Below are 25,333 nucleotides of genomic sequence, written 5' to 3' on the forward strand. Positions count from 1 at the left end.
GGGAATATGGACAATAAGGTGCTCGTCAATTTCAGATGATTCGGTTATGGTTATTCCGAAGTGCCAAAGGCTTTCTCTACAGCCTCTTCGCGGTTCCGCACACCCAGCTTAGCATAGATGGTAGAAGCGTAATTTCTCACCGTTCCATCGGACAAATACAATTTGGCAGCAATGGACTTATAACGCATGCCCTTTGACAGACATTCTAGAATCTCCAGCTCACGCGGCGTCAGCCCATATTCATTACTCTGCTCAGTCGGCGCTTCAGAAGCTGGATGCATCTCATAATGATCAATTAATACATTCGTAATATCTGGTGTGATCATCTTTACCCCCCGATGTACAAGACGTATTCCTTCGAATAGTTCTTGCGGCTCGGTAGACTTTAATAAGTAGCCATCTGCCCCGTTTTGCAGTGCTTCGACTGCCATATCTGTCTCTTGAAAAGTGGTCAGGATCAATACTCGTACCCCTGGCCATTTTTGCTTAATAAGCTTGGTTGCTTCCGCACCGTCCATACCTGGCATATTTAAGTCCATCAGCACCACATGAGGTTGATCTTGCTCGCAGAAGCTTATTGCTTGTTCACCATTCTCTGCTAACCCTAGGATCTCAAAATCGGGTTCCTGCTCTAAAATAATTCGCAGACTATCCCGGATATAAGGCTGATCATCTACAAGTAGTAAGCGAACCGGTTCCTCCTGTATCTCTTCAAGCCTTGGTAAACTGCAGGTCACTAAGGTCCCTTCCCCTGGCTTGGAGTAAACATACACTTGACCTTGTAAGTTGGAAGCTCGTTCCTTCATCGCATTCACACCAAATCCTGCCTTTAAGTCTTCAGTGCCTAATCCATTATCCTGCACATCCAGTCGGATCAACTTCTCTTCGTAATGCAGGCTGATGACAATTTCACTGGCTCGACCATGACGTACAGCGTTGGTTATTGACTCTTGCAGACATCTGTATAATGTCATTTGAGCCTGCTTGGATACTGTATATGCCTCTCCGAATGTTCTTAGGCGAATCTTAACCTTCGAGAAGGTCTGGAAATCATCCACTAATTTCTGCAGGGACTGCATAAGCGTCAACGAATCCTGCGAAGAGCCCACATGATGCAAATATCGACGGACATCATCTAGGCCATTACGAGTTAGTTTTAACAAGGCATCTATCTTGTGCGCCCCATCCGAAGTGTTCACCTCAGAACGTAAAGTTTCTAGCCCCATAATAATTGAAGTATATGAGTGACCCACCGTATCGTGAAGATCTTTGGACAACCGATCTCTTTCTTTCAGAAGTGTCATACGCTCGACTTGTGAGATATACTGCTCCAAGACCGCATTCTGATCCTTAATAATTCCGCTCTGCTTGTGATTCACCACCAGTAAATGAAAAGCAAAACCAAGCGTATACACCAAACCAATATTTAGGATCATCGATACAGCATCCAGTTGTTGTGACAATCTAGATAACATAATTGGAATCAAAATAACCGTGATTGGAGCTGACCAACGATAGGACTTCTGTGCACTATTGCTGGCAATCATAAAAGCGATAGGCAGAAAAGTTACATACGATTCAGGGAACAGAGCAGCCAAATATAAACATATACCACCCGAAAGGAGGATCTCCGCAATCAGATAATACTTGTAATGCAACTGCAAACAAAACCAAGGCACTGAAAAAGAGAGCACGCCCCAAACAAACGCGATCCAGAAAGGAATCGTAAAATCCTCCGAGAGATAACTCATGGTGATCATAAAAGAAGTAGAAAAACCAATCCGAAACAGGAGGACGAGCCAATCGTACCAGAACCACTGTTTGACCAGATTAAACAAGACATTTCCCCCTATAAATTCTGCTGACTAGACCCTTATTATAATGTAATTCCCTAAAGCCTTACTAGTTACAAAAGGTCATGAGATGGGATGACATTAATGCAAAAAGGATGCCATCCCTTTAGGGGCAGCATCCCTTGATCAATCCTCTATCGATTTCTGGAATTAAAACTTAATTCGTGCAAATCCATTATTCGTCATTATATATCCCACTTCGTTACCTACATAGATGAAATTAAAATCATCCTTCAGCTTAAAAGTATAATCCACTGCGAGCGTTTTAGGATTTAAAACATATGTGGCGGAGCCCGGAAAGCCAAGCTCAATATTGCCATCCTGAAATCGGCTCAACGAAACAAAAAATTCTGTCTCATCTTGAAGAGGCACCGACTTAACCAATCCTTTGACATTATATAGGGATAGCTTACCATTGGCGTAAACCCCATAAACCTCACCAAGTGAGGAGACGACACCGTTACCTGCAATATCTCTTCCCCATAGTAATTTACCTTTAGGGTTAAATCCGAATAACCGATTCCCTGTCTTTGGTATATTGGCACGGACTAACACTGTTCCATCAGAAAGTACATTATTGTAAGATACTTCAGTGTACGATTCAACTGGCAATTGATATGTAAACACTGAATTTAACGAAGAATCAAGCGCCTGAATTCGCGACCCTTTCCCACCTCCGTAATTCGTTTGAATTAGGACACGATTTCCTTGCGCCAATACCGTTCCTTTATAAGAGACATTTTTTATTTTAGTTCCATTTTTATTAATTAAAATTAGTGACCCCGCGTAATTTCCATTGTCATCAAAGTTACCTTGGGATGCAAAGACTAGACTCCCATTATCAAGTCTATATAAGTATCCCTCTGTCTGAGACAAATTCACTTTCCATTTCCGTTTTCCATCAGGTCCCACCGCATAGATCTGAGTTGCGTCAGGTGAAAGATTATCTGTAAAGGTTATGTATACCGTTCCATCTGGCGCCACTAAATAATCTTTCGATTCACGAAACATCGCTGTGCCAGGGTCTGCAAAATTTACTGACCACTTTAGCTTCCCTGTCTGTGTATCATAGGATTTCAACGTATCAACCAACCATACCTTAGTTTGGGTAGCATGCTCTTCCTTAGTGTGGAGATACACTGTATTTAATGATGGAACCTCCACGGGACCCCCTTCTATGCTTTCTAATGCTCCCACAACATTCAGCTGATTCCATTGATAATCAGGTAATTTCGTTACTGCTCCAGCAGCTTCTACAGCAGTAGAAGCTAATGTACTTGCGGTAATCAGGAAGAGAGTAAGCAAGCCTGTAAATATTCCTTTTTTCAAAAATTATCAACCTTTCTTTCCATATATAGTATGTATCTTGTTACTTTACTCCCTTTTTTTAGGGACAACAAGATCAGATTAAACATCTTTTTATATGAAAGCCCTCATTGTATGATAGTACATATTATTTAGCCAGATATTACAGATAAAGGAGTGGGGTATAAGATGAGTGAGGAGAACAGCCTACAGCACGTAATCGATTCATTAAACGAATGGGTGATTAAATTACCGCAGGAATTCATCCTTATGTCAGAAGCAGAAGTGTCAGAGCGCCCCCAGCCTCATAAATGGTCACGAAAAGAAATAGTAGGCTACATCTAGTTCATTATATGAATCATAAGCCGTACACCAAATCGTCGTATAATTAAGCCCAATTTACTCCATAATGTACTAGAGTTTTGACTTCTTGTTCGGAATGCTGTACATTACAAAGTGGACGAACAATCCACAAAGCAAAATACTATAATGTTCGCATTTAGAGGTGTATATAATGAAAAAAGTATTCGATTATGAAGATATTCAGTTAATTCCTGCAAAATGTATCGTAAATAGCCGTTCCGAGTGTGATACAACAGTCACCTTAGGTGGTCATACTTTTAGATTACCTGTGGTACCCGCAAATATGCAAACCATCATAGATGAGAAGATCGCCAGCTTCTTAGCTGAAAATGGCTACTTCTACATTATGCATCGTTTTGAACCGGAGAAGCGTACGTCTTTCATCAAGGACATGCACTCCCGCGGATTAATCGCATCCATTAGTGTCGGAGTCAAAGAAGAAGAATACGATTTCGTTGAACAATTAGCTAACGAACAATTGATTCCGGAATTCATTACGATCGATATAGCACATGGTCATTCCGAGGCTGTCATTCGAATGATCAAGCATATTAAACAGTACCTACCTGCTAGTTTCGTTATTGCTGGAAACGTGGGAACGCCTGAAGGCGTTAGAGAATTAGAGAACGCTGGGGCCGACGCTACTAAAGTAGGGATCGGACCAGGGAAAGTATGTATCACGAAGATTAAGACTGGATTCGGTACAGGGGGCTGGCAATTGGCTGCACTGCGCTTGTGTGCCAAGGCTGCAAGTAAGCCTATCATTGCTGACGGAGGCATTCGTACGCACGGTGATATCGCCAAATCCATTAGATTTGGTGCTTCCATGGTCATGATTGGTTCCCTGTTTGCAGGGCATGAAGAATCTCCTGGTGATACCATCGAGATCGATGGAAAGCTGTATAAAGAGTACTTTGGCTCCGCTTCTGAATACCAAAAAGGTGAAAAGAAGAATGTTGAGGGCAAAAAAATAGTTGTAGAACACAAAGGCGCTTTAGCAGAAACGTTGAGAGAGATGGAGCAAGATCTTCAGTCCTCGATTTCTTATGCTGGAGGCAATAAATTAGAAGCCATTCGTAAAGTAGATTATGTTATCGTTAAGAATTCCATTTTTAATGGTGACAAGGTCTATTAACAAGCATAAACGCCTTCGGCGTCCTTATAAGGACGGCAAGCGTTTAAGCGAGAAATATAAGACATAAAGTATCGTGTGAAACTTATACTTTCTTATATTTTCAAAAAGAGGTGAGTAAGACGACTTAGGTCGTTCTTGCTCACCTTTTCTTTAGGTTGTTATGATTTCCGCTATACCACTTTGGGGTAATCATCTAATAGGCTATTAGACTGAACAAGAGAGGATAATCCCTATGCGGCAAGCTATGATTATTATTAACCCCTCATCCGGTAAAGAAGAAGCTGGCGAATATGTCAGATATGCAGAAAGAGTTCTGGCTGATCAAGGCTACTTGGTTACGATCAAGGAGACGGCAAAAGAACTAGATGCAACCCGTTATTGTATCATTGCCTGCGAGGAGTGTTACGATCTAGTCGTCTCCATTGGCGGAGATGGCACGCTTCATGAGACCATTAATGGTCTTATGAATCAGAAACAACATCCAAAGTTAGGTGTAGTCCCTTTAGGAACGGTTAATGATTTTGCCCGCGCATTACAGATTCCGCTAAATCCCGAAATAGCCATTCAAACCCTTGCTTCCTCTAACGTAAAGACAGTAGACATTGGTTGCTTGAATGACCGCTTATTCGGTAACGTTGTTGCTGTAGGCTCAATCGCCGGATCATTATCCTCCGTATCAACCGAAGAGAAAACCAAGCTCGGCTCATTGGCATATCTAAAAGAAGGACTAAAACAACTTACAAGCACTTCCCCCCACCCTCTTGTCATTCATTATGACGAGAAGACATGGCAAGGCGAATCCCCGCTCTTCCTCGCCGTGTTAACCAACTCAGTCGGTGGATTCGAGAATCTGATACCTGATGCTGCGGTTGACGATGGTCTGCTTCATTGTTTTATTATTCAAGACCTCAATATACTCAATACCATTACAGCCAGTATATCTTTGCTACTTGGCAACCTTAAGGATCATAAAGACGTTGTCTATTTCACGGCCCAAAATGTAAGTGTAAGCTCTCCAGAAGCCGTAAGAACCAATGTGGATGGTGAAGAGGGCCCGATTTTACCGATTACGCTAAGTGTTCTCCCTCGTCATATCCAAGTCATTGTGCCGGAAGTGGACTAACAAATAAAAGCAGTCCGGAACTCAAATAGTTCCAGACTGCCATTAATCTAATCTATGGATGCCCCGTTCCATATCTCCTTCTAATCAAATAGCTAAGAAGCAAATTCTATTCCGCTACAATAAACTTTTTACTTAATAACCACATTCCGCCGCTGATCCCTAAGAAATAGATGGGCATTGTCAGTAATGAACCATTATGCAGAGCGCTCATTCCCCATGTCGCCAAGCTAACCAGCAAATAATACCCCAAGCTGAAGATCGCACCTGCTGTCCCCACAACATCCTGGAAATTAACAAGCGCAAGACTGAGACAATTAGGTAAGGCAATACCGGCCCCCATTAACATGACAAAAAGGGTTATTAGAATGCTTACCATCACTATCATATCCGGCAACGAGGCAAGACTTCCTGCAATTGTTAATAGCAAAGCTCCGCTGGTCATCACTAGACAGCCGATGTGAATTATTTTTTCCGGAGCATAGACAGTTAATAATCTTTTGGAGATCATCGCTCCAATAATCGATGCCAGGGCTACAATAATGCCTAAGAAACCATAGACTCCCGGCGAAATGTTAAAGTGTTCAATGAAGATAAAGGGTGCTTCAGCATAGTAACTAAATAAAACTCCATTGATGCCCCCAATTAGTAATCCAAACACCAGTACACGTGGCAACGCAAGCATTCTTTTAAATATAGGTAGAATGGCTACCTTTTTTCTCGCGGAAACATCAGTTGTTTCTGGCAGCTTCCAAAAAGCATACATAAATAACAACATACTTATCATTACTAATGTAAAGAAAACCGCTCGAAAACCAAAAGCTTGGTCCACAAATCCCCCAATAAGTGGCCCTACTGCTGGAGTAAATGCAATCACCGCCGAGATTTGGGCAAACATGGCATGCCGTTTATTCCCGGTGACACTCTCCCGAAGAATCGTTTGGGTAATAATTGAGCCTGTTGCTGCTCCAAACGCTTGAATGAAACGGCTGACTAACAGTAGATCAATGGATTCCGAGTAAAAACACATCAAGCTTCCAATACCATATACAATGAGCCCACCCAGCATGGCTGGTCTCCGTCCAATGAAATCAGAGAGCCAGCCCCAACAGAAAACACCTAGAGCAAATCCAATAAAATATATACTTAATGTTAATTGTACAGAACTATTGGAGACCCCAAGTGCTACGGCAATATCCGGCAACGATGGAGTGTAGATCGTCTCACTAATTTGCGGAAAAGCCACAAGAGCAATCATTAGTAATAAAGATGGTGCTGCGTATTTTTTCATATTAAATTCGCCCTCCTACAAGCTTATATCCTAGAACAACAAGAATATGAGCCTAGCTAGGGAAATGGGGGCATCATTATGGCAAGACGACTATAGATCATCATGGTTTGATATTACCTTTCATGGTTAATCTTTCTTTGTTATATAGGAGGGTTTCAATTATTCAACCAAGATATCATTATATACGGTAATAGAAAAGCTCTCAAACGAATCGCTTCGCATGAGAGCTTATTTATGTTACGAATTTTGTTCCGATAATCCATGTATAGTTACGCCAACAGCATTCGATTTCTTTTTGTCCTGAGAAGCATGTAGCTTTACCATCACAAATCTTGCAAATGGCTGTATCAATATACTTTCTGCGAACAGTGCAATCAGGAAATTTCTTGGCCAATTCGCTAAGAAGTGATTAAACGTTTGCGAATTCAAACCGTTTCCGATAATGTCTCCAATAAACGTCATACAAAGTGACATTCCTAATACAGTGAACAAGATGCGGAATAGAATTTTGGCGTTGAAGCTATCGGTGGGTAGTGTGAATTTAGCTGTCAGCTTTTCTGCAATACGACCAATAACAACAGGTTCAATAATCATGACAATTACCCAAATGATCGGAAACATCTTAAGAATCGTTAAGGCAACTTCACCATTAAATTCTCCAACCCCTAAAATGATATTTATTGAAGACATAAACAGTACAGTCAATGTACAGATGATTGCGCCGTATAATGCACCCTCTTTGCCGTTTCTCGGTAATCTTACTTCTTGATTCATGATGTTCATCCTTTCAATATTGTCGGTAATAGTTTGGAGATAGTCTTTAGGGGTGCTGTAGATTGTTGTGTCTGACACAGCATGATCGCACCCTCAATCGAGGTTGTCATCAATAAAGCAACATCAGAAGCTGCTTCATTCGAGAAGCCTTCAGTTACAAGCTTCGTGTAGTAAATAGTCTGAATGTTCTCATAAAGTGAGTTACATGCTTGGCGGACAGGCTCACTGACCGTAGCCATTTCACTGACAATACTGCTAAATGTATAGCCTGTAAGCTTGCCCTCGGTTTCCAAGTTGCGAATTAACTTATTAATCATGAATTGTGTGGCCTCTTGCGTAGAAGAATGCCTTTTGAAAATGTCCTCCATATCTATTGTTATTGCTTCCTTTAGGCTCTTTAGACAAGCAATTAATAGTTCTTCTTTTCCATTTGGAAAGTGATGATAGAGCGCTCCTTTGGTAACATCACAAGCTTTTAAAATTTCACTAACCCCTACACTCTTATAACCTTTTTGTTGAAAAAGGAGTGTCGCCTTCTCAATCATTAGTGATTTTGTATCCATAATTACGTATTCCTCCTTACATACCAACCGGTCTGTTTGCTATTATAACAATATAAGATCCGTTAATGTAAGTGTTTTTGCTTTATTTCAAAAAAATACATCAATGTTTTCATTTAACACAGCAAAAAAAGTCCCTACTAATGTTGTGCCGATGGAGGCAAAGTTGCCGTCTCATGTGGATTAATGTTATCATTCTGATGAAGTTATCTTACTTTAAATATGAAGGAGGAGTACCTGATGAAAAAGAGATCCCTAAAATATTTGTCTTTTGGTATTGGGTATTCTACTGCTGTTTTTTTCTAGAATTAATGATGGATAGGATAGGTCTGTCAAAAATTAAGAGAAACCAAGCAAAAATGCCTTGGGCGTCCCTATAAGGACGGTAAGCGTTTATGCGAGAAATATAAGGATAATTTATAGCGTAGAACATATAAACTCTTATATTTTAAAAAACAGCGGAGATATATAACCTAGCTATCGTTATGTATCTTCTATTTAAAGGAGACTTCTTATAAATGAACTTAAACAATAATGTGATTACAAGATATAATCCAGAAAATATTGCGAAACCCGTTGGTAACTATAGTCATGTAACAAAAATAAGTAGAAACGCTGAAATGTATGTATTTTCTGGTCAAATTGGAATCGATCAAAACAGTAATATTCCTACAGATTTTAATCAACAAGTAACAAATACGATGAGTAATATTGTGGAAGTCCTCTCTTCTCAAAAGTTGACTCCCGATAACGTAATCAAAATCAACATTTGGGCCACAGAAGAAATCGATTGGGATCATTTCTATGAAATTTGGAATAAAGTATTCGGTATGAAGCCTCCTTCAATGACCATTGCTTATGTTAAAGGATTAGGTTTACCTGAATTAAAAATTGAGTTAGATGTATGGGCTGCAGGTTAAACCCTAAAAAAGACTAATTTTATATCCTCTACGCACAATGAAAAACGAGCCTTAGAAGCGATTCTAAGGCTCGTTTTCTAATGTGACAGCAAAAGGAGCTCAGTTTCCTGAGCCCTTGAAATACAATCTTTATCGTTTTACATCTGAAGAATTGTCCCAACCATCAACGTTCTTGAGCCCCGGAATGCTGTCTTTATAGAAAACAGGATCCTTCCCTTCACGTTTCTGCCTTTTATAATCCTTCAAGGCGGCAAAGGCCACTTTGGATAATAGCAGGATGGCAATCAAATTCACGATAACCATGAAGCCCATAAATAAGTCGGCCAAATCCCATACCAATTGAACCTTTGCTACGGAACCAAAAATAATCATCGCCAAAACACTGTATCTATAGAATAGTAATACTTTTTTGTTGGAGTTCAAGAATTCTATATTGGTCTCACCATAATAATAATTTCCAATTAACGTGCTGAAAGCAAACAAGAAAATCATAATCGCTAGTGATCCGGATGCCCACGAACCAATATGCTCGCTTAATGCGGCTTGTGTCAGCTTGATTCCATCCAGCCCTGGCTGCTTATAGGCATCAGACAACAAGATAATGAACGCCGTACTCGAACAAATAAGTAACGTATCTGTGAGTACGCCTAGCGCTTGCATTAGCCCTTGCTTCACCGGATGACTCGTGGTTGCCGTTGCCGCAGCATTAGGTGCACTACCCATACCCGCTTCGTTAGAGAACAGGCCACGCTTCACACCCTGTAGAATCACTGCACCCAAAGAGCCACCAGCGACTTGTTCAAATCCGAAGGCACTTTTCACAATGAGTGCGAGAACTCCTGGGAGTTCTGTAATATTAATCAGCATAATAATAAGAGCAGCCCCGATGTAGATTCCTGCCATTACCACTACGATATATTCGGACATTCTTGCGATACGCTTAACACCGCCAAAGATAACCAGTGCAAAGGCAGCAGCCATTATAAGCCCAAGAATGGCCCGATTGGTGCCAAATGAATTCTCAAAGGCCACTGTGACCGTATTCGATTGGACCGCGTTAAATACAAGCCCGAAGGATAACGTGATCAGAACCGCGAATATCGCTCCCATCCAGCGCTGGTTCAGACCTTTCTCCATATAATAGGCAGGCCCACCGCGAAATCCGGTCTTATCCTTCACTTTATATACCTGCGCCAAAGTACTTTCTATAAATCCGGACGCAGATCCAATAATGGCGATCACCCACATCCAGAAGATAGCCCCTGGACCACCTATGGCAATAGCAATTGCGATTCCCGTTATATTACCTGTCCCTACCCTCGCCGCCATACTGATACAGAAGGCCTGGAAAGATGAAATACTATCTTTTGACCTTTCATTGGATCCTTTAAGAACCCGAAACATTTCTTTGAACATACCAAACTGTACAAATTTCGATCTTACGGTGAAATAAAGTCCACAAGCAATAAGAAGGATCACCAGTATTTTCGACCATAAAAAATCATTTGTTACGCTAATCATACTATCTAAAAATTGTTGCATGTAATTCCGCCTCTCCATTCTGTCGATACCAAGTTGGTAAGCTTATAACACATAGTATTTTCAAATATAACAGTCATTATTTCAAATGCCAATAAAAATTGTAACTTTCATAACATCTCTTGTCAGTGGGTTTCGCATACTTTTCAGAATTATGGTAGAAAATACTATATCCAACTCTCCTGAAGCTACGCACATGATTACGTTTCTGTTCTCTCCTTGGGGAATTGAGGCCAACTATCGGCAAATGCAGAGGTCTGGAGTTAATACCTATAAATGGGTGAATGAAAAAGGTGAAGCCGTCTTAATCAAATACCATTGGGAGCCGCTGAAGATATACAAGCCAAAAACGTCAGCCATGCTACGCAAGACTTATATGAGGCTATTGCGAGTGGGGATTACCCCGAATGGGAACTTGTGGCGCCGAAATTGCTGAGCAATCCGGTAAACAAACAGATGGCTATTAGAAGTTAAAAGAAAGGTTAAGGGACCTGTTGTACGGGTTCTTTGACCTTTTTTTGATTTTGGGAGCTTCACTTTGCCATATTCACGTAACATACAAACACTATGATTATTTTGTAGCTAAGGTCATAGGAGGAACAAACCGTGCAGAACAAAACGATATTAATTACTGGAGGAACCGGATCTTGGGGACGACAACTCGTGAAACGGTTATTGGAAAGAGCGCCTAAAGAAATTCGAATATTTTCCCGTAATGAGTCTCTTCAAGTAGAACTACAACAGGAATATCATCATAACCCCAAACTAACGTTTATCATTGGTGATATTCGTGATAAGCATGAAATAATGCAGGCTTGCCATCAGGTAGATTATATCTATCATTTAGCGGCCTTAAAGCATGTCCCCATCTGTGAGCAACAACCGGACAGTGCGATGAAGACTAACGTACTCGGAACTCAGCATGTGATTCAAGCCGCTATTAAACATGGCGTTAAAAAAGTAGTCTATGTCTCCACCGATAAAGCAGCACATCCATCGAGCACCTACGGAATGACGAAATCACTCGGCGAAAAGCTAATGGTGCATGCCAATCTCAGACAAACCAAAACTCAGTTTGTATGTGTGAGAAGCGGCAACGTCCTCGGCTCAACGGGCAGTGTGATTCCTATTTTCAAACAAAGTATTGCGGATGGGGTAGACATTTCCCTTACAGATGCTAGAATGACTCGTTTTTTCTTAACCATAGATGATGCGATTACCCTACTCCTTAAAGCGACGGAAGAAAGCAAAGGCGGAGAAGTCTTTGTGACCAAGATGCCTGCTTGTAGCATTAAGGATCTTGCCCAAGTCTTAATTGACGACTTATCAACTAGCACGATCCAAATCAAGGAAACGGGGATACGTCCCGGTGAAAGCTTAAGTGAGGCCCTAATTTCGGAATTCGAGAGCGCCTCTTCTGTTCATCTGGATGATCACTATTATGTGATTCTCCCTCCTTTTCCTATAGAAGGTTTACAAGATGCTTATGCCTCATGCCCGCCTGTGGACTTCCAAAGCTATGATTCGAATCATGTGTTGATGAGTAAACCAGCGATAAAAGAAATGTTACAACAAGGTGGGTTCCTAGCATGAGTACTTCAATCATATTTACAGGTGGAGGCTCCGCAGGGCATGTATCCGGTAATCTTGTGTTGATTTCTAAATGTCTAGCCGAGGATTGGGACATCCATTATATAGGCTCCGAACAAGGGATTGAGCGCAAGCTTTTGTCTGACTATAAGGAGGAGGTGACCTACCATCCCATTCCCACAGGGAAATTAAGACGCTATTTTGATTGGAAGAATGTAACTGATGTATTCAGAATCATGAAGGGTATTTTTCAATCCTACCGACTCCTACGAAACATTAAGCCAAGTGTGATTTTTTCTAAAGGTGGATTTGTTTCTGTACCCGTCGTGATTGGAGCCAAACTCAACAAGGTGCCTATCATTATTTATGAACCAGACCTAAATCTTGGACTAGCTAATAAAATCTCACTTCCGTTTGCCACTCATCTATGTACAAATTTTCTGGATACTGTAACCCAATCCGCCTCCCTCAAAGCTGTTCATGTGGGACCGCTCTTGAAGGAGCAATTCAAATTCGCTGATAAACAACGTGGTTTAGCCTTTTGCGGATTTACCTCTGTTAAGCCTGTTCTTCTTATTATGGGAGGAAGCCAAGGGGCACACAGCATTAACCAAATGGTGAACAATGTACTCGCTGAGTTGATAGATAAATTTCAAGTGGTTCATATTTGCGGGGAGGGAAAAGTTGATTATCACCTCTCTATGTCAGGCTACAAATCGTATGAATTCATTACAAGCTGCGAGTTGCCACATTTATTAGCTATGGCCGATGTTGTCGTATCCCGTGCAGGCTCAAACTCAATGATGGAGCTTCTTTCGATGCAAAAGCCAATGTTATTAATTCCGCATACGAATGGGGGAAGCCGCTCTGGTCAACTTGCCCAAGCACAATATTTCCAACAAATTGGATTTGCTGAAATGTTACTTGAAAAAGAGATGACTCCTCAAAGCTTTGTTCGTTCGATTATGCAGCTATACGAGAACCGCTCTACTTACAAAGATAAAATGAAACCCTATGAGAACGGCAGAGGCGCCCATAAGGTAATGGATTTAATCAAACAAGTAAGTGGCAAAGACTTAACAATGATTAAGATAGGTAAGGTTTAGATGGGCATGAAGCTAGCGAATTGGTTACTTCTCTGCTTTATCGCTGTCGTCTGTATTCTGGTTTATTTTGGACAAAGGATCCTATAATAAACATCTCTAAATTGTACCGAACATTTTTGGAACGGGTATAATTAAAGCATCTATAATCTTAGGGGGAATAACTCATGGAGAAACATCCGGCGCTAGAAATGTATGACTACAATGTATGGGCTAATCAAACGATCATGAATCGCTTAAAGGAATTGCCTAAAGACATTTATCATAAGGATATCCAGAGTGGGTTTTCTTCGGTAGCAAAGGTTGTGACGCATATTTATGTCGTGGAGAACATTTGGTTTGACTTGATTTCTGGGCGAACTAGGAATGAAGCTAAAGCATCAGCTGCCCAATTAGAGCCCTTATTAGCTATAAAAGATATTGAAGAAATGGATGCCCTCTATCGTGAGCTATCCAGCAATAATAAAATGGTGCTGGCTAGTCAAATAGATCAGGACCCCACCGTTGTGTTAGATCATCCAACTATGGGATCGCTTGAGACATCCATTTCCGGGGCTATCTTTCACGTCGTAAACCATGGTAGCTATCACCGTGGCAATATCGGGACAATGCTGCGACAAATGGACCATACCTCAGTGCTGCAGGATTATGTTGCCTACCTTTATAACGAGTCCAAATAATTATCGAGCCATTTCTTTGAGGTGTTAATTAGCCACAGATTTAAAATATTGGTAGACCTGACTTAGCTTTTTGTCATGTTTGCCTTTGGGACTCTCCATATTTCCAAACTCGAAAAACTTCACTTTTTTGATACCGCAATATTGAAACAATGCTTTTCTCATCAGCACTTTATGGGAATTGTTTAACCAATATAAAGGATAAAGGGTTGGCCCCTTCATGCTGGAAATACAAACCACGGACTTCCCTTTCAGCAGCCCCTCTGGGATTAGCCCGCCCTTTTCTCTATAAGCGAAATTAGAGGCAAACATTTGGTCAATATAACCGAGCAGCATGGCTGGAGGCCGGCCCCACCAGATCGGATACACAAACACAATTTTATCGGCCTGACGAATCTGCTCACGATACTTCTCTAGCTTGGGATCGATATGCATGTCTCTTCTACGTTTATTTTCGTTAAAAACCAGTACCGGATCAAATTGCTCTTCATATAGATCAAGAACTTCGATCTTCGTGATCTTTTGATTTTCATTACTTCCTTGAATGACTTTATTGAAAAAAGCATAACTTAGACTTTTATGATTCGGATGTGTATAGATGACTAAAACGTTCATTGCTCCACCTCTTTAATTATCATTTGATAACAAAATCGTATCACAACCTTTATTTAGTTGTCAAATGATAATTGTATTATGATAATTGTATTATGATAATTATTTTGTTAAAGTTTAAACTAAGAGGTGATCGTTATGGACAAAGAAGCGTTTTTTCATAAATTAGTGACCTTTACGACGGCAGTCCATGAAGTAACATTCGACTTAACCAAAGATGTTAGACCGGAAGGTATTACGCCCGTTCAATATAGTATTCTGGAGTATATTGCGGTCAGCCAGCCTGTTACTCTCAGTCAAATTAGCGATTGTAAGAATATCTCTATGCCGAATACGAGCCGTGAGCTCAAGAAATTAACAGAAAAGAATCTTTGCGAAAAGCTGGATGTCGCAGAAGATCGGCGTAAGCAAATGATTCGGTTGTCTGACGCTGGACAAGCGATGATGAACAAAGCTTTTGAGCAGATCGGTGAACGTTTCCTGGACCGGATCAAAGATTCTTCTACTGAAGAACTCGAAGAAATTAACCGAGCGCTGGATGTGCTTCAGTCTAAGGTGTTTAATAGCGGCAAGTGAGTGGTTTAAAAGACAACAGAGCAGCGATTCTCCATTATTGGAGAATCGCTGCTCTGTTGTCAGGGTCGTTAATTTGCTGATTCAAAACAGATTATCGGCTAGCTAAAGCCTAAGCGGCTTACTAACATATATGTTCTTTTCATCCGATACCGCTTCTACGTGCGGTAGCGTTTTTGATTTTATAGCTCCTTGCACCTAATGAATTGCAAAATGATGATTCACAATTACGAGAAAATCGTAATTTCTTTATGCTTGTATGAGCAAGCCACGCGAAAAGACTATGCGCTCTGGCTTGGTTTCTTGCGTATGCTCGTAAGTTCAAAAGCCTCTTTAGGAATACCTAGTTCTTGAGCCTTCTTCTTTTTAACCACCATAGCTTGTTGTAAGCTAGTCGCTTGGAATTCAATTGTGGTGCCAAGCGGATCTTCAAATGCATAGTACTTTTTTTTATTGGACATTAACTTAGCGCCTCCTTATCTTTTTTTCGAATGATTTTGCCTGACCATGTTGTCTAAAAAAACTCCTTTGACAAGAGGTAGAAAACCGCAAAGGCCACATGTATATTATCTCGGTGTTTACCCAATTCTCGGGCCGCTGGAGCAGCATCCTCTTGCAATGACGGATGCCGTATGTAACTGGCATCGGGACTGTGAAGAGGTCACCGGCGAGCGTTAAGTAATCAAGACCAGGGATACCGCCGGAAATGGTGGAGCCAAGTCGCCTCTTTTGCCTGATCAATGGTGTTCGAGTTGGCGAAAGTTGTCTTTCTGACGATTAAAGCTCCTTTCAAAATAAGTTCGGCAGATATGAAAAATCCCCCTAATAGTGTGCGTCTCATCCTAGAAAACTATGCGCGAAGGCCGACCTCATAAATGAACACCGAACTTTACAACAAGAATGGACGATAGTAGTTCTATCATCCAAGGTTCTGGGGAACGACCCCGCACCATCGACACTATCAAATACAATTAATCTACCTGGATATTCTTCTACAGGAATCGGACAAAGTGCAGGAAACATCAAATGGCCCCCTCTAACCCAAATAGAAAGGCACTCCTATTAAGGAATGCCTCGGTAATCATATTCTTAGCCAGCGAAATCCACTATTTCACCAATCCGCCAATAAAGGTCTCAAAATTGTCAGCCAAGCGTGTGATCTTATATTTGTTATCACGATCTACATGAATAACCTCAGGCTCGCCATCATTTCCAAACTCGCGGTAATCCAGCATGATTACTTCATTCTCAGAAGGACAATCACAAATCACTACACCAACCTCTGGATAACGTCCATTTTCAATCACAGTCCGGCTGCCTGAAGCTCCACACAGCGACTTATTCTTATCTCGTCCAATTCCAAGGATACCTGAAATCGTAATAAATTCTCCTGTTTCCGGAATTGGGTGCTGATTATTATGAGGAACTCCTCCATTATGTAACTTCATCATTTCAACGTAGTATTTTGGCAACTTAAAGACCAGCTCTTCTTCCACTGAAGCAATTAATGCATCTGTAGGCGGTTCAGAGATATATTCTGAGAACGCATACTCGCTGTCATCCCAAAAATTGGTGGAGTCGATCGCTACTACAGGCTTCTTTGCGGGTTTGTTCATAGGCTTTTTCGCAACTTTCTTAGCCAATTTGCGTTTGATCCAACCCAAAAACTCCAAAGTGTCCTCATCATCAGGCTCTAGCTCGTCAGCAATTGTAAATGCTTTTAAAGCTTCGTCATAGCGCTTCAGATAATAATAGGAAACTCCGATACGGTAATGCCAGAGCGGGTCACCTTTACCCTCTTCTTCAATGCTCAAATACTGCTCTAAGGCCTCTTCATATTGCCCGAGATTATTAAGCGCTCTGCCCAAATGACTAGTTAGAACATAATCTCTTTCCTCTTCAGGAATTTCCGTTATTGCATCTACGATTTCTTGAAATTCGTCCTCTTCATGCCACGTATCCAATTTTTCCAATAGCTCATCACTCATCATTAATACCTCCTAGTAACGATCACTCAAAATACCTATTAGAAATTATACCATTTATAGCCTACGCCCAGCCAATAACGCATCAAAGGCGAATTTTAGTTAAAAAAACAGACCACATAGCTCTTCTGCGGTCTGTTACGTATACAAAAATTCATGAGCACCCCTTATTGCTTGTTTTCAATCCTCTGCATAAACTCTTCAACGGCGCTATAGCCAAGCTGCTTCAGATACCAGTTGTTGGCGGCAGCTTCGATTAGGCCAGCTACGTCACGGCCGGGCTGAAGCTGGATTTCAATATGCGGAATTTGAACCCCAAGATAGTCTGTGAACTTCGGTTCAAGTTCGAGCTCATTATTTAAGGAATTCTCTCGCCAAGGAGACAACTCGATGTCGAGTACAATTCGCGTCTCATCCTGAAAGGCTCTACGCCCGTACTGGCGTACAACGTTGATCAGACCTATACTGCGCAGCGCTAGGAACTCGCGGGTCGTCTCGTTATGTGTGCCGAGAAGCGTTGCCGGTCCCAGCTTCTTAAGCACCACGATATCATCGGCCACAAACCGATGGCCTCTTCTAATAAGCGTATGCGCGGTTTCGCTTTTTCCAATCCCTGACTTGCCCCTGAGGAGGACACCTATACCAGACACGTTTACACATACCCCATGAATTGAAAGCTCTGGCGCCAGCGCCTTCACCAGATAGGTGTCAATCTTTGCGATGATCTCTGTCGTCGTCTCCTGCGTCCGAAGCAGCGGGATGCCCTCTTCTTCGCAGAATAGAGTTAAATAAGGAATCTCCTGCTGACCTGTCGTCACAATAAAGCATGGTGGATGGTACTTGACGATATTACCAATATGTAACTTGCGCTCTTCAACGCTTAGGGTTAACAGATAATTGATTTCTTTGCAGCCCAATACTTGCACCCGCTTCGTTGGGAAAAAATCAAAGTAACCCACGAACTCCAGTCCAGGTCTATGCACCTTTGAACGAGTGATTTCACGATCCATGCAGCTAGCACCCGCAAGCACTTCCAGCTTAAACGTTTCCGTAAGGCTTTGAACGGTAGTCGATTTCAAGGTTGTTCTCCTCCTGTGGCTGCGTATCTTGAATACGCAATACGGTTAACGGAATATATTCAACGACAAATGGGATGATTCCTGCATAAGGGCTAATAAGCTCACAAGCCTTGTATCTTATTTACACCAAACATTCGCAATTTTCAGTCTAGTCTCTGCAATATCCACAATTTGCTGAGTGCGGTATGCGAGATGTGTAGGGCTCAGGATTCACTCGTCATGAATGGTACAAGAAAATAAACAAAAGGCGTTCAATCATCGTTAACTGATTGATTGCCTCTCGATTAGAACGTTCTATTTACTCGTTGATGTAAGTGTTGACTCGATTTTGAATCAGCTTGCTGACGTCTTCAGCCGATTTCTGACTACTCATATATGAATCAAACTCTTCAATTGCAATTGAAACGACCTTATGATCACTAGATAAATTCCTACTTGCTCCATCTAGAAGCTGATGTAATTCTTGGATTTTTCTTTCTACAGTCTCAGCATCAAATTTCTGTTCTAGAAGAGGTAGCGTTCCCGCTACTGCCTGCTGCTTAGCATCATTAAGCTGTTTCTCCACAACTCCCTTATGCAGCGGAAAGCCCTGTACCACTGGTGAAGATTGCATATCTTCGGAAAGCATGAACTTAATAAAGTTCCAAGCTTCATCTTGAACCTTGGACTTGCTGTTAATGCCTAAAGTAAAGTATGACTTAAATGGAGTTCCGTTATATTTTCCATTGACTGTTGGATTTTGATATAGTTTAAGCTTTGGATCAAGGACTTGAGAAAGGCCTGACATTGGATCGAAAAGGTTAGCTTTGCTGAACAAAGTTTTCGAATAATCGTACGAAAACTCCTCTTTAAGTACGCCTTCATCATACATCGATTTGATTTGCTTCATCATGTCTCGAAACAGATCGGAATCAAAATTAGCTTGACCTTGATCAATGAGCTTATCATAATTCGCTTCTATATACTCCGCTAACATTTGAATCGGAAATAGATTAACAAATGCTACATAATCTTCACCAACTTGTTCCTTAAGCTTCTTAGAAATTTCTTTAAATCCATCCCATGTCCAGGTCTTATCATCGATTTTAATATCAGCTTGTTCTAACAACTCTGTATTCCCAGTAAGCGCGTCGATGACAAATGAGAATGGCATTGCATACAATCCGTCCCCATCCTGGGAGTTCTTAAAGATATTTTGATAGTACTGATTTCGATCAAAATCTGAGTCCTGATCCATCAGATCATAGAAATTAGTCAGCATGTTCTTGGCGACATATTTGTCCTGCGGCAGATCGTTCATTACGATGATGTCTGCCCCTTTGCCGGACATCATCTGTGTGCTAACCGTTTGTATATATTTCTCAACATCGCTCTTTGAGAATGATTCGCTCGATGTCATTTCCTCCGTTTGAGATCTGGCTAGATACTCTTTGATTTCAATTTGTATATCTGGGCGAATTTTTTTATATTGCTTAACCGCCTCATCTATATAAGGAGTTACCGCCATGGTCGCAATCTCAATCTTATTGCCATTCTGGCCTGATTGTTCATTAGATGATCCTTCTGTACCCGACCCCACGCTGCTGCTAGAGCATCCTGAAAATACGACTATCATTGCTAATAAGGGCAAAACCCATCTTCTTTTCAAATTCATTCATTCCCTTCAATATACTCGGATTCGATTGCCTTCCTGAAGTGGTTCACTTGATTCAATAATGATCTCATCATCAGGACTTAAGCCGCTCACAGCTACAACCTCGTCCTCGGTTGAATCACCCGTTACAATATAAGCCTTGCGTGCATTAAACGTATTGCCGAGTGAGCTTTTCTTCTCCTCAATTACAAAGACATAGCTTCCTGTTATATCTTTATGAACCCATTTCTTTGGTAACACATAACCTTTTTCATTTGACTCCTTCTTTATATCTAGACTGACTTGTTCGCCGCCTTGAAGATCATCATCAGAGACGGAAACGACAACCTGATAATTGGATACTTCGGATGAATCTTCACTGTTCACTTTAGATGCAGCTTTAATCTCTTGAATTACACCGTTAACCAGTGTATTGTCTTTCTGCAATCGAACAGAAACCTTAGATCCAATCTCGAATAATGCCGTATTCTCCGAATCGACAGCAAATGAAAATTCGAAGCCCTTACCACTATCCATTAAGGTCAGGATTGTCCCCCCTTGTGAAGCATTCATACTATCCTCTGCTGTAATTTTTGTGACTTTTCCATCAAAAGGGGCCGTCCGTGTCTGTTTATCCGCTTTATCTTTACGCAGCTTATTCAACTTTCTTTGCGCCATTGCAAGCTCCATATTATCGAGTTCAAGAGCTCGCTCAGCCTTGGCAATCACTTGCTCATCACTATCTATCAAAGCATTAAGCATATCCTCCTCCAGAATCCCCCGATTTAGCTGTTGTTTCTTTAGCGCTGTTTCCTCTTGATAGATCTGCTCATCCAGATCAGAGCTATCAAATGTAACGAGCTTTTGCCCCTTCTTAACCTCATCATTCTCTTTTACATGAACCTTCACAATTTTTGAGCCAGCCTCATACAATAAATCCACCTGCTTTCGAGGTGTTAAGACTCCACTCCCTTTAACCTGATGAACTAATGATTTCGAGGTAAGTTTCTCCGTAACTACTTTGGGCAGCGTCATCGTTTCGAGTGTGCTGCTAAAGAAAGTCAAACCAGCCAATATCGCAAAGAACAATACAAACAAAGCAGCCGTTAATCGTTGACGCTTAGATATGCTTGTCATCTCATTTCCCCTATCCTTTAATTCCAGAAAGCTCTATGCCCTCAATAAAATACCGTTCCGCCAAAAGAAACAAGAGAATCATAGGCGTCATATACAAAACTGCAGCCGCAAAGGATACCCCAAGCGCATCTTCCTGCAGGCGGGATAGAAATATGGACAAGGGCTGCAAATTAGCGTCCTGCAGAAAGATTAATGGCTGCTCCACCATATTCCAGTAATCTGCAAACAGCAGAACAACAAGCGCTGCCATCCCGGGTTTCACCATAGGCAGGACAATCCTGATAAAGGATCGAAAATAGCCCGCCCCATCCATTTGGGCTGCTTCCATATATGCTGTTGGAATTTGAAGCATAAATTGTCTGAGTAGGAACACACCAAACGCCGCAAATATCCCTGGTAAAATAACGGAGCTTGGACTATTAATCAGCCCTAGTCGATCGGACATGATATAGTTCGGCACAAGTGTGACCTGAAACGGCATGAGCATCGTGATCAAATACACAATAAATAAAGGCTCTCTGCCAGGAAATCGCAGCTTGGCAAATGCAAATGCCGCTAATGTTGCCACCACAACCTGGCCTATAATGATTGGAAACACCATAAATACAGAGTTCCAGAACATACGAAGAAATTGCGAGGTTGAAATAAGCACCTTATAAAATTGCTCCAGCGAAACCCAATCTGGAACCAGCTTCAAATTCACAAAGTCATTCATCTGTGTATTACCTAACATGCCGTAGTTCAGTATAATTTCCTTCTCCGTCATCAAGGAGCTTACCATTGTGAGTACAACTGGAAATAGCATTACCAGCGCGATTACGGCTAAGAAAATAGTAAGTAGCAGTGTTCCTATCTGTCTCTTGTTCATCTACACCCCTCCCTTTACTCCATAAATGAACGGAACTTATGTTCAACTCGGAAGAGCATCAACACAATGACTAAAATGCAGAGCACCATTAAAAAAGCTGCAGCCGACAGCTTCTGAATATCGAGCGATAGGAACATATTGTTCATATAGTGCTGAAGCATGTAGATGCTGTCATGTGGATAGTCACCTGCAACTAAATAGATTTCCCGAAATACCTTGAATGAGTTCAGAATCGACATCAGCATCACTAAAAATCCTGTCGGTATTAAATAAATCAAGGTGATCTGGAGCTTGCGAGCCCAGTTTGCGCCTTCCAGGTTTGCTATCTCATAGTATTGATCAGGAATATTTTGCAACCCAGCCAAGAACAGAACCACATTATAGCCAATGTTTTTCCATACATAGATAAAAATAATGACACCTTGCGCCCACTCTGATTTCATCCAATCGATTCGCTCAATTCCAACCCACTCCAATACATGATTGAAAAAACCATTCCAATCGAATAGGATCTGCCATACGAGCACAATTGACGCTACTGGAACAACCAGTGGTAGCACATAAGAAGTACGCAGCCAATTTCGAAAGAAGACTCGTTTGTTAAGCAGCATAGCAAGAGAAAGTGACAATAGAATAAGGATCGGAACGCCAATAATAGTGAACCAGAATGTATTCCCCGCGGCCTTTTGAAAGGACGAACTGGCGAATAAGCTCTGGTAATTGGCAAGCGATAACCCTGCCTCACCACTTGGATTCTCAAATGAAAATACAACACTTTGACCAAACGGAATCAAATAAAATAGCGCAAACCCGATCAAACTCGGAGCAAGAAAGCAGAACGCCACAAGAATCTCCTTGCGAGCCAAATATGAAATTCTCACAGCCTCTCCCTCCTTTCGAGCTTGTTCCATACAAGCAGAATGAAACATATTTACCGTACAAATAACTATTCTATAGATCAGCTTCGGTATTAATTTGGAGTAATTGTGGAAAAAGTATGGAAAAGCCCGCTTGAAAGAGCAACTTTGTTAGAATAATAGATGAATTGGTTAGGAGGTCTGTTGATGAAGAGCTATCAAATCGCAATCGTTGAAGATGATTGTCATATAAGAGATATCGTTGAGAACTATTTACAGAAGGAAGGCTATAGCACTATATCGTTAGGTTCAGCAGAAGAAGCGCTTATGTTATGGAACACAGAGCGCCCGGATATGTGGATTCTAGACATCATGCTTCCAGGTATGAATGGCTATGAATTCTGCAAACAAATTCGCAAGGAAGCCGAAGTTCCTATTATTATGATCTCTGCCCGTGATGAGGAAGTAGATAAGATACTTGGACTTGAGCTTGGAAGCGATGATTATTTAACTAAGCCTTTCAGCCCACGTGAGCTGGTCGCACGAGTAAATCGTTTATTCCATCGGCTTAACTCCCTTACTGAGAAATCAGAACAGAATATAGTCTTTTCGAAATCAAACGACCTCATCATCGATGAGCTTCGTCTAGTATTAGATAGTCGTCTCGTTTACTGGAAGTCTAAAGAAATCGAAATGACGGTGAAGGAATTTTCCTTGCTTCATACCTTAGCAGCGCAGCCGAATCGTGCTTTTTCTCGCAATGAGTTGTTAACTTTAGTGTGGGGGGGTGACTATTTCGGTAGCGATCGGGCAATTGACGATTTAGTCAAAAGACTTCGTCGTAAAATGGAAGACCTGCCTCTTGAAACCGTTTGGGGCTATGGTTATCGAATGCGAGTGGATGGAGTGAAGACATAACATGAAACTAATTTATAAGCTTCATTTATCATTTGGAATATTACTGGTGTGCGTACTCATGCTTACAGCTACATTCGTTTATCCTCTACTAATGGATACGTTAATCAATAATCAAAGAGAAGAACTAAGATCGCAAGGCAGTGCAATGATGGAGTTGGTCAATTCGTTACCTGTTCAAGACCTAACACCTTCTCAATCAGCAGCAGCTATTGTACAGCCGGCTCAAGAGATTAATAGATCAGTAGATGCGTTACTCATAGAGCCGAATCGTAATATATTATTTAGTACAATGACTGAAGCGCAGACACAGACATGGCTACCGCTCATTGAACAGTACTCAAGTCACAATCAGCAGGGTTTATGGGAAAATGGACAGGAGAAATATATTGTTGAGACCTTAACTTCTAATCCACAGAATCTTGGTCCAGTTAGTGCTGTAACCCCAGCCACCCTTGTCTTGTCTACACCGCTAAGTAAAGTGAAATCATATCAATCAGAGCTTTTTACAAGAATGATGTTCATTATGGTGATTGGGGGCATTATTGCCTTTGGCCTAAGTTTATTTATTACCAAACGTCTCGTTACTCCTCTTGAGAAATTAAAGCTTGAGCTCAAAAAGGTTGAAAAACGCCATTTTGATGAGGTACAGCTCATTCAAACTGGCGGGGAAATTGGTGAGGTAGCCCAAAGTGTCCATCATCTCGCAGGAGAACTTAAGCAATACCATCATGCTCAAAGACAATTTTTCCAGAATGCTTCTCATGAACTTAAGACCCCACTAATGACGATTCAAGGTTATGCAGAGGGAATCCGAGATGGTATTTTCACCGGGGATCGTGCTGACAATGGTCTTGATGTCATCTCAAGCGAATGTGAACGACTTAAGGGAATTGTTACAGAGATGATCTTGTTAGCCAAGCTTGAAAGTGAAGATGGTATTTTTGATCAAGAAGAAGTATCCGTGGAACAATTAATCGATAAAACCGTCGATCGAATACGTCCATTAGCTATAAATGAGGAAGTTGATATCAGGGTAAAGTACGAAGTGGATAAGCAGAGCAAACTTCATATTGTTGGAGATTCGGAAAAACTCTTACAAGCGGTACTAAATATTATGAGCAATGCGATCAGGCATGCATCACATGCCGTGTATATAGAAATTTCAGAGCAGGATGGACAAGTGCAGATCGATGTCATTGATGATGGTGAAGGTATTCCTGATCATTTACTGCCTCAGCTATTTCAGCGTTTTATTAAAGGTAAGAATGGAGAAACGGGACTTGGGCTCGCCATTTCACGTGCAATTGTTGAACGTTGTAATGGTGCTATATCCGCTCATAACGGAGAGCATGGCGGAGCTATATTTCGAATGAATTTTCCTTCAAAATAAATGTCGATCTGATACCTAAAGACTGTCATCGAATCGAATACGAATTCTCTC

General features: G+C 41.3%; 24 protein-coding genes and 1 pseudogene. 11 read left to right on the forward strand and 14 right to left on the reverse strand.

Annotated features, from left to right (window positions below; all coding sequences use genetic code 11):
- Positions 1-50: 50 nt before the first annotated feature.
- Both UQ64_RS25505 and UQ64_RS25510 read right to left on the reverse strand, forming a co-directional pair.
- Positions 51-1,838: a helix-turn-helix transcriptional regulator gene (locus UQ64_RS25505; RefSeq protein ID WP_060626170.1), complete on the reverse strand. Its 1,788-nt coding sequence runs from the start codon at positions 1,836-1,838 to the stop codon at positions 51-53.
- A gap of 165 nt (positions 1,839-2,003) precedes the next feature.
- Complete coding sequence (locus UQ64_RS25510; protein WP_060626171.1) at positions 2,004-3,182, reverse strand: outer membrane protein assembly factor BamB family protein; 1,179 nt, start codon at positions 3,180-3,182, stop codon at positions 2,004-2,006.
- A gap of 165 nt (positions 3,183-3,347) precedes the next feature.
- On the opposite strand from UQ64_RS25510, the gene UQ64_RS31110 reads away from it, so the two are divergent.
- The 3 genes from UQ64_RS31110 to UQ64_RS25520 all read left to right on the forward strand — a co-directional run bounded on the left by UQ64_RS31110 (position 3,348) and on the right by UQ64_RS25520 (position 5,779).
- Positions 3,348-3,503: a hypothetical protein gene (locus UQ64_RS31110; protein WP_156417670.1), complete on the forward strand. Its 156-nt coding sequence runs from the start codon at positions 3,348-3,350 to the stop codon at positions 3,501-3,503.
- 169 nt (positions 3,504-3,672) lie between these two features.
- On the forward strand, positions 3,673-4,656 hold the full coding sequence (guaC, locus tag UQ64_RS25515; RefSeq protein ID WP_060626172.1) for a GMP reductase: 984 nt from the start codon (positions 3,673-3,675) through the stop codon (positions 4,654-4,656).
- 232 nt (positions 4,657-4,888) lie between these two features.
- The gene (locus UQ64_RS25520; protein ID WP_060626173.1) at positions 4,889-5,779 is read left to right on the forward strand and encodes a diacylglycerol/lipid kinase family protein; all 891 of its coding nucleotides are present in this window, start codon (positions 4,889-4,891) and stop codon (positions 5,777-5,779) included.
- 106 nt (positions 5,780-5,885) lie between these two features.
- On the opposite strand, the gene UQ64_RS25525 is transcribed toward UQ64_RS25520, so the two are convergent.
- The 3 genes from UQ64_RS25525 to UQ64_RS25535 form a co-directional block, all read right to left on the reverse strand.
- Positions 5,886-7,067 (reverse strand): multidrug effflux MFS transporter, encoded by a 1,182-nt coding sequence (locus tag UQ64_RS25525; RefSeq protein ID WP_060626174.1) that lies wholly within the window; start codon positions 7,065-7,067, stop codon positions 5,886-5,888.
- Between the two features lie 237 nt (positions 7,068-7,304).
- Positions 7,305-7,841 (reverse strand): DUF2798 domain-containing protein, encoded by a 537-nt coding sequence (locus UQ64_RS25530; protein ID WP_209445881.1) that lies wholly within the window; start codon positions 7,839-7,841, stop codon positions 7,305-7,307.
- A gap of 5 nt (positions 7,842-7,846) precedes the next feature.
- Positions 7,847-8,404: a TetR/AcrR family transcriptional regulator gene (locus UQ64_RS25535; RefSeq protein ID WP_060626175.1), complete on the reverse strand. Its 558-nt coding sequence runs from the start codon at positions 8,402-8,404 to the stop codon at positions 7,847-7,849.
- 515 nt (positions 8,405-8,919) lie between these two features.
- Between UQ64_RS25535 and UQ64_RS25545 the strand changes: the two genes are divergently transcribed.
- Positions 8,920-9,321 (forward strand): RidA family protein, encoded by a 402-nt coding sequence (locus UQ64_RS25545; RefSeq protein ID WP_060626177.1) that lies wholly within the window; start codon positions 8,920-8,922, stop codon positions 9,319-9,321.
- Positions 9,322-9,450: 129 nt separating this feature from the next.
- Here the strand turns inward: UQ64_RS25545 and UQ64_RS25550 are convergent, their stop codons facing one another.
- Positions 9,451-10,863 (reverse strand): alanine/glycine:cation symporter family protein, encoded by a 1,413-nt coding sequence (locus tag UQ64_RS25550; RefSeq protein WP_060626178.1) that lies wholly within the window; start codon positions 10,861-10,863, stop codon positions 9,451-9,453.
- 166 nt (positions 10,864-11,029) lie between these two features.
- On the opposite strand from UQ64_RS25550, the pseudogene UQ64_RS25555 reads away from it, so the two are divergent.
- The 4 genes and pseudogenes from UQ64_RS25555 to UQ64_RS25570 form a co-directional block, all read left to right on the forward strand.
- Positions 11,030-11,277, forward strand: a pseudogene (locus tag UQ64_RS25555) (catalase); the annotation flags it as partial.
- Between the two features lie 189 nt (positions 11,278-11,466).
- A complete protein-coding gene (locus UQ64_RS25560; protein WP_060626180.1) occupies positions 11,467-12,453 on the forward strand; it encodes an SDR family NAD(P)-dependent oxidoreductase in 987 nt (328 codons plus the stop codon).
- Positions 12,450-13,556, forward strand: a complete 1,107-nt coding sequence (locus UQ64_RS25565; protein WP_060626181.1) for an undecaprenyldiphospho-muramoylpentapeptide beta-N-acetylglucosaminyltransferase — start codon at positions 12,450-12,452, stop codon at positions 13,554-13,556. Before UQ64_RS25560 ends, UQ64_RS25565 begins: the two co-directional genes overlap by 4 nt.
- 164 nt (positions 13,557-13,720) lie before the next feature.
- Positions 13,721-14,233, forward strand: a complete 513-nt coding sequence (locus UQ64_RS25570; RefSeq protein ID WP_060626182.1) for a DinB family protein — start codon at positions 13,721-13,723, stop codon at positions 14,231-14,233.
- Between the two features lie 24 nt (positions 14,234-14,257).
- Here UQ64_RS25570 and UQ64_RS25575 read toward each other — a convergent pair whose 3' ends face one another.
- On the reverse strand, positions 14,258-14,845 hold the full coding sequence (locus UQ64_RS25575) for an NAD(P)H-dependent oxidoreductase (RefSeq protein WP_060626183.1): 588 nt from the start codon (positions 14,843-14,845) through the stop codon (positions 14,258-14,260).
- 135 nt (positions 14,846-14,980) lie between these two features.
- On the opposite strand from UQ64_RS25575, the gene UQ64_RS25580 reads away from it, so the two are divergent.
- Positions 14,981-15,418 carry a MarR family winged helix-turn-helix transcriptional regulator gene (locus UQ64_RS25580; RefSeq protein ID WP_060626184.1) on the forward strand — a complete coding sequence of 146 codons (438 nt, stop codon included), beginning with the start codon at positions 14,981-14,983 and terminating at the stop codon, positions 15,416-15,418.
- Positions 15,419-15,696: 278 nt separating this feature from the next.
- Here the strand turns inward: UQ64_RS25580 and UQ64_RS25585 are convergent, their stop codons facing one another.
- From UQ64_RS25585 to UQ64_RS25615, 7 genes are all read right to left on the reverse strand, one after another.
- Positions 15,697-15,876, reverse strand: a complete 180-nt coding sequence (locus tag UQ64_RS25585) for a hypothetical protein (protein WP_060626185.1) — start codon at positions 15,874-15,876, stop codon at positions 15,697-15,699.
- Positions 15,877-16,521: 645 nt separating this feature from the next.
- Positions 16,522-17,403, reverse strand: a complete 882-nt coding sequence (locus tag UQ64_RS25590; protein WP_060626186.1) for an SMI1/KNR4 family protein — start codon at positions 17,401-17,403, stop codon at positions 16,522-16,524.
- Positions 17,404-17,567: 164 nt separating this feature from the next.
- Positions 17,568-18,479 carry an HPr(Ser) kinase/phosphatase gene (gene hprK, locus UQ64_RS25595; protein WP_060626187.1) on the reverse strand — a complete coding sequence of 304 codons (912 nt, stop codon included), beginning with the start codon at positions 18,477-18,479 and terminating at the stop codon, positions 17,568-17,570.
- Between the two features lie 298 nt (positions 18,480-18,777).
- Positions 18,778-20,094, reverse strand: a complete 1,317-nt coding sequence (locus tag UQ64_RS25600) for an ABC transporter substrate-binding protein (RefSeq protein WP_209445882.1) — start codon at positions 20,092-20,094, stop codon at positions 18,778-18,780.
- Between the two features lie 48 nt (positions 20,095-20,142).
- Positions 20,143-21,249 (reverse strand): efflux RND transporter periplasmic adaptor subunit, encoded by a 1,107-nt coding sequence (locus UQ64_RS25605; RefSeq protein WP_060626189.1) that lies wholly within the window; start codon positions 21,247-21,249, stop codon positions 20,143-20,145.
- A gap of 10 nt (positions 21,250-21,259) precedes the next feature.
- The gene (locus tag UQ64_RS25610) at positions 21,260-22,117 is read right to left on the reverse strand and encodes a carbohydrate ABC transporter permease (RefSeq protein WP_060626190.1); all 858 of its coding nucleotides are present in this window, start codon (positions 22,115-22,117) and stop codon (positions 21,260-21,262) included.
- 14 nt (positions 22,118-22,131) lie between these two features.
- Positions 22,132-23,028 carry a carbohydrate ABC transporter permease gene (locus UQ64_RS25615; protein WP_082651332.1) on the reverse strand — a complete coding sequence of 299 codons (897 nt, stop codon included), beginning with the start codon at positions 23,026-23,028 and terminating at the stop codon, positions 22,132-22,134.
- Positions 23,029-23,181: 153 nt separating this feature from the next.
- On the opposite strand from UQ64_RS25615, the gene UQ64_RS25620 reads away from it, so the two are divergent.
- Positions 23,182-23,892 carry a response regulator transcription factor gene (locus UQ64_RS25620; RefSeq protein WP_060626192.1) on the forward strand — a complete coding sequence of 237 codons (711 nt, stop codon included), beginning with the start codon at positions 23,182-23,184 and terminating at the stop codon, positions 23,890-23,892.
- 1 nt (position 23,893) lies between these two features.
- Positions 23,894-25,282, forward strand: coding sequence for a sensor histidine kinase (locus UQ64_RS25625; RefSeq protein WP_060626193.1), 1,389 nt, complete (start codon positions 23,894-23,896; stop codon positions 25,280-25,282).
- Positions 25,283-25,333 lie beyond the last annotated feature (51 nt).

This window comes from Paenibacillus etheri (genome assembly GCF_001012825.1).
Classification (GTDB): Bacteria; Bacillota; Bacilli; order Paenibacillales; family Paenibacillaceae; genus Paenibacillus_AQ; species Paenibacillus_AQ etheri.

Coding starts and splice junctions, on each gene's coding strand:
- UQ64_RS31110 (WP_156417670.1), top strand. CDS start 3,348: ATGAGTGAGGAGAACAGCCTACAGCACGTAATCGATTCATTAAACGAA.
- guaC (WP_060626172.1), top strand. CDS start 3,673: ATGAAAAAAGTATTCGATTATGAAGATATTCAGTTAATTCCTGCAAAA.
- UQ64_RS25520 (WP_060626173.1), top strand. CDS start 4,889: ATGCGGCAAGCTATGATTATTATTAACCCCTCATCCGGTAAAGAAGAA.
- UQ64_RS25525 (WP_060626174.1), bottom strand. CDS start 7,067: ATGAAAAAATACGCAGCACCATCTTTATTACTAATGATTGCTCTTGTG.
- UQ64_RS25530 (WP_209445881.1), bottom strand. CDS start 7,841: ATGAATCAAGAAGTAAGATTACCGAGAAACGGCAAAGAGGGTGCATTA.
- UQ64_RS25535 (WP_060626175.1), bottom strand. CDS start 8,404: ATGGATACAAAATCACTAATGATTGAGAAGGCGACACTCCTTTTTCAA.
- UQ64_RS25545 (WP_060626177.1), top strand. CDS start 8,920: ATGAACTTAAACAATAATGTGATTACAAGATATAATCCAGAAAATATT.
- UQ64_RS25550 (WP_060626178.1), bottom strand. CDS start 10,863: ATGCAACAATTTTTAGATAGTATGATTAGCGTAACAAATGATTTTTTA.
- UQ64_RS25565 (WP_060626181.1), top strand. CDS start 12,450: ATGAGTACTTCAATCATATTTACAGGTGGAGGCTCCGCAGGGCATGTA.
- UQ64_RS25570 (WP_060626182.1), top strand. CDS start 13,721: ATGGAGAAACATCCGGCGCTAGAAATGTATGACTACAATGTATGGGCT.
- UQ64_RS25575 (WP_060626183.1), bottom strand. CDS start 14,845: ATGAACGTTTTAGTCATCTATACACATCCGAATCATAAAAGTCTAAGT.
- UQ64_RS25580 (WP_060626184.1), top strand. CDS start 14,981: ATGGACAAAGAAGCGTTTTTTCATAAATTAGTGACCTTTACGACGGCA.
- UQ64_RS25585 (WP_060626185.1), bottom strand. CDS start 15,876: ATGTCCAATAAAAAAAAGTACTATGCATTTGAAGATCCGCTTGGCACC.
- UQ64_RS25590 (WP_060626186.1), bottom strand. CDS start 17,403: ATGAGTGATGAGCTATTGGAAAAATTGGATACGTGGCATGAAGAGGAC.
- UQ64_RS25600 (WP_209445882.1), bottom strand. CDS start 20,094: ATGATAGTCGTATTTTCAGGATGCTCTAGCAGCAGCGTGGGGTCGGGT.
- UQ64_RS25605 (WP_060626189.1), bottom strand. CDS start 21,249: ATGACAAGCATATCTAAGCGTCAACGATTAACGGCTGCTTTGTTTGTA.
- UQ64_RS25610 (WP_060626190.1), bottom strand. CDS start 22,117: ATGAACAAGAGACAGATAGGAACACTGCTACTTACTATTTTCTTAGCC.
- UQ64_RS25615 (WP_082651332.1), bottom strand. CDS start 23,028: ATGGAACAAGCTCGAAAGGAGGGAGAGGCTGTGAGAATTTCATATTTG.
- UQ64_RS25620 (WP_060626192.1), top strand. CDS start 23,182: ATGAAGAGCTATCAAATCGCAATCGTTGAAGATGATTGTCATATAAGA.
- UQ64_RS25625 (WP_060626193.1), top strand. CDS start 23,894: ATGAAACTAATTTATAAGCTTCATTTATCATTTGGAATATTACTGGTG.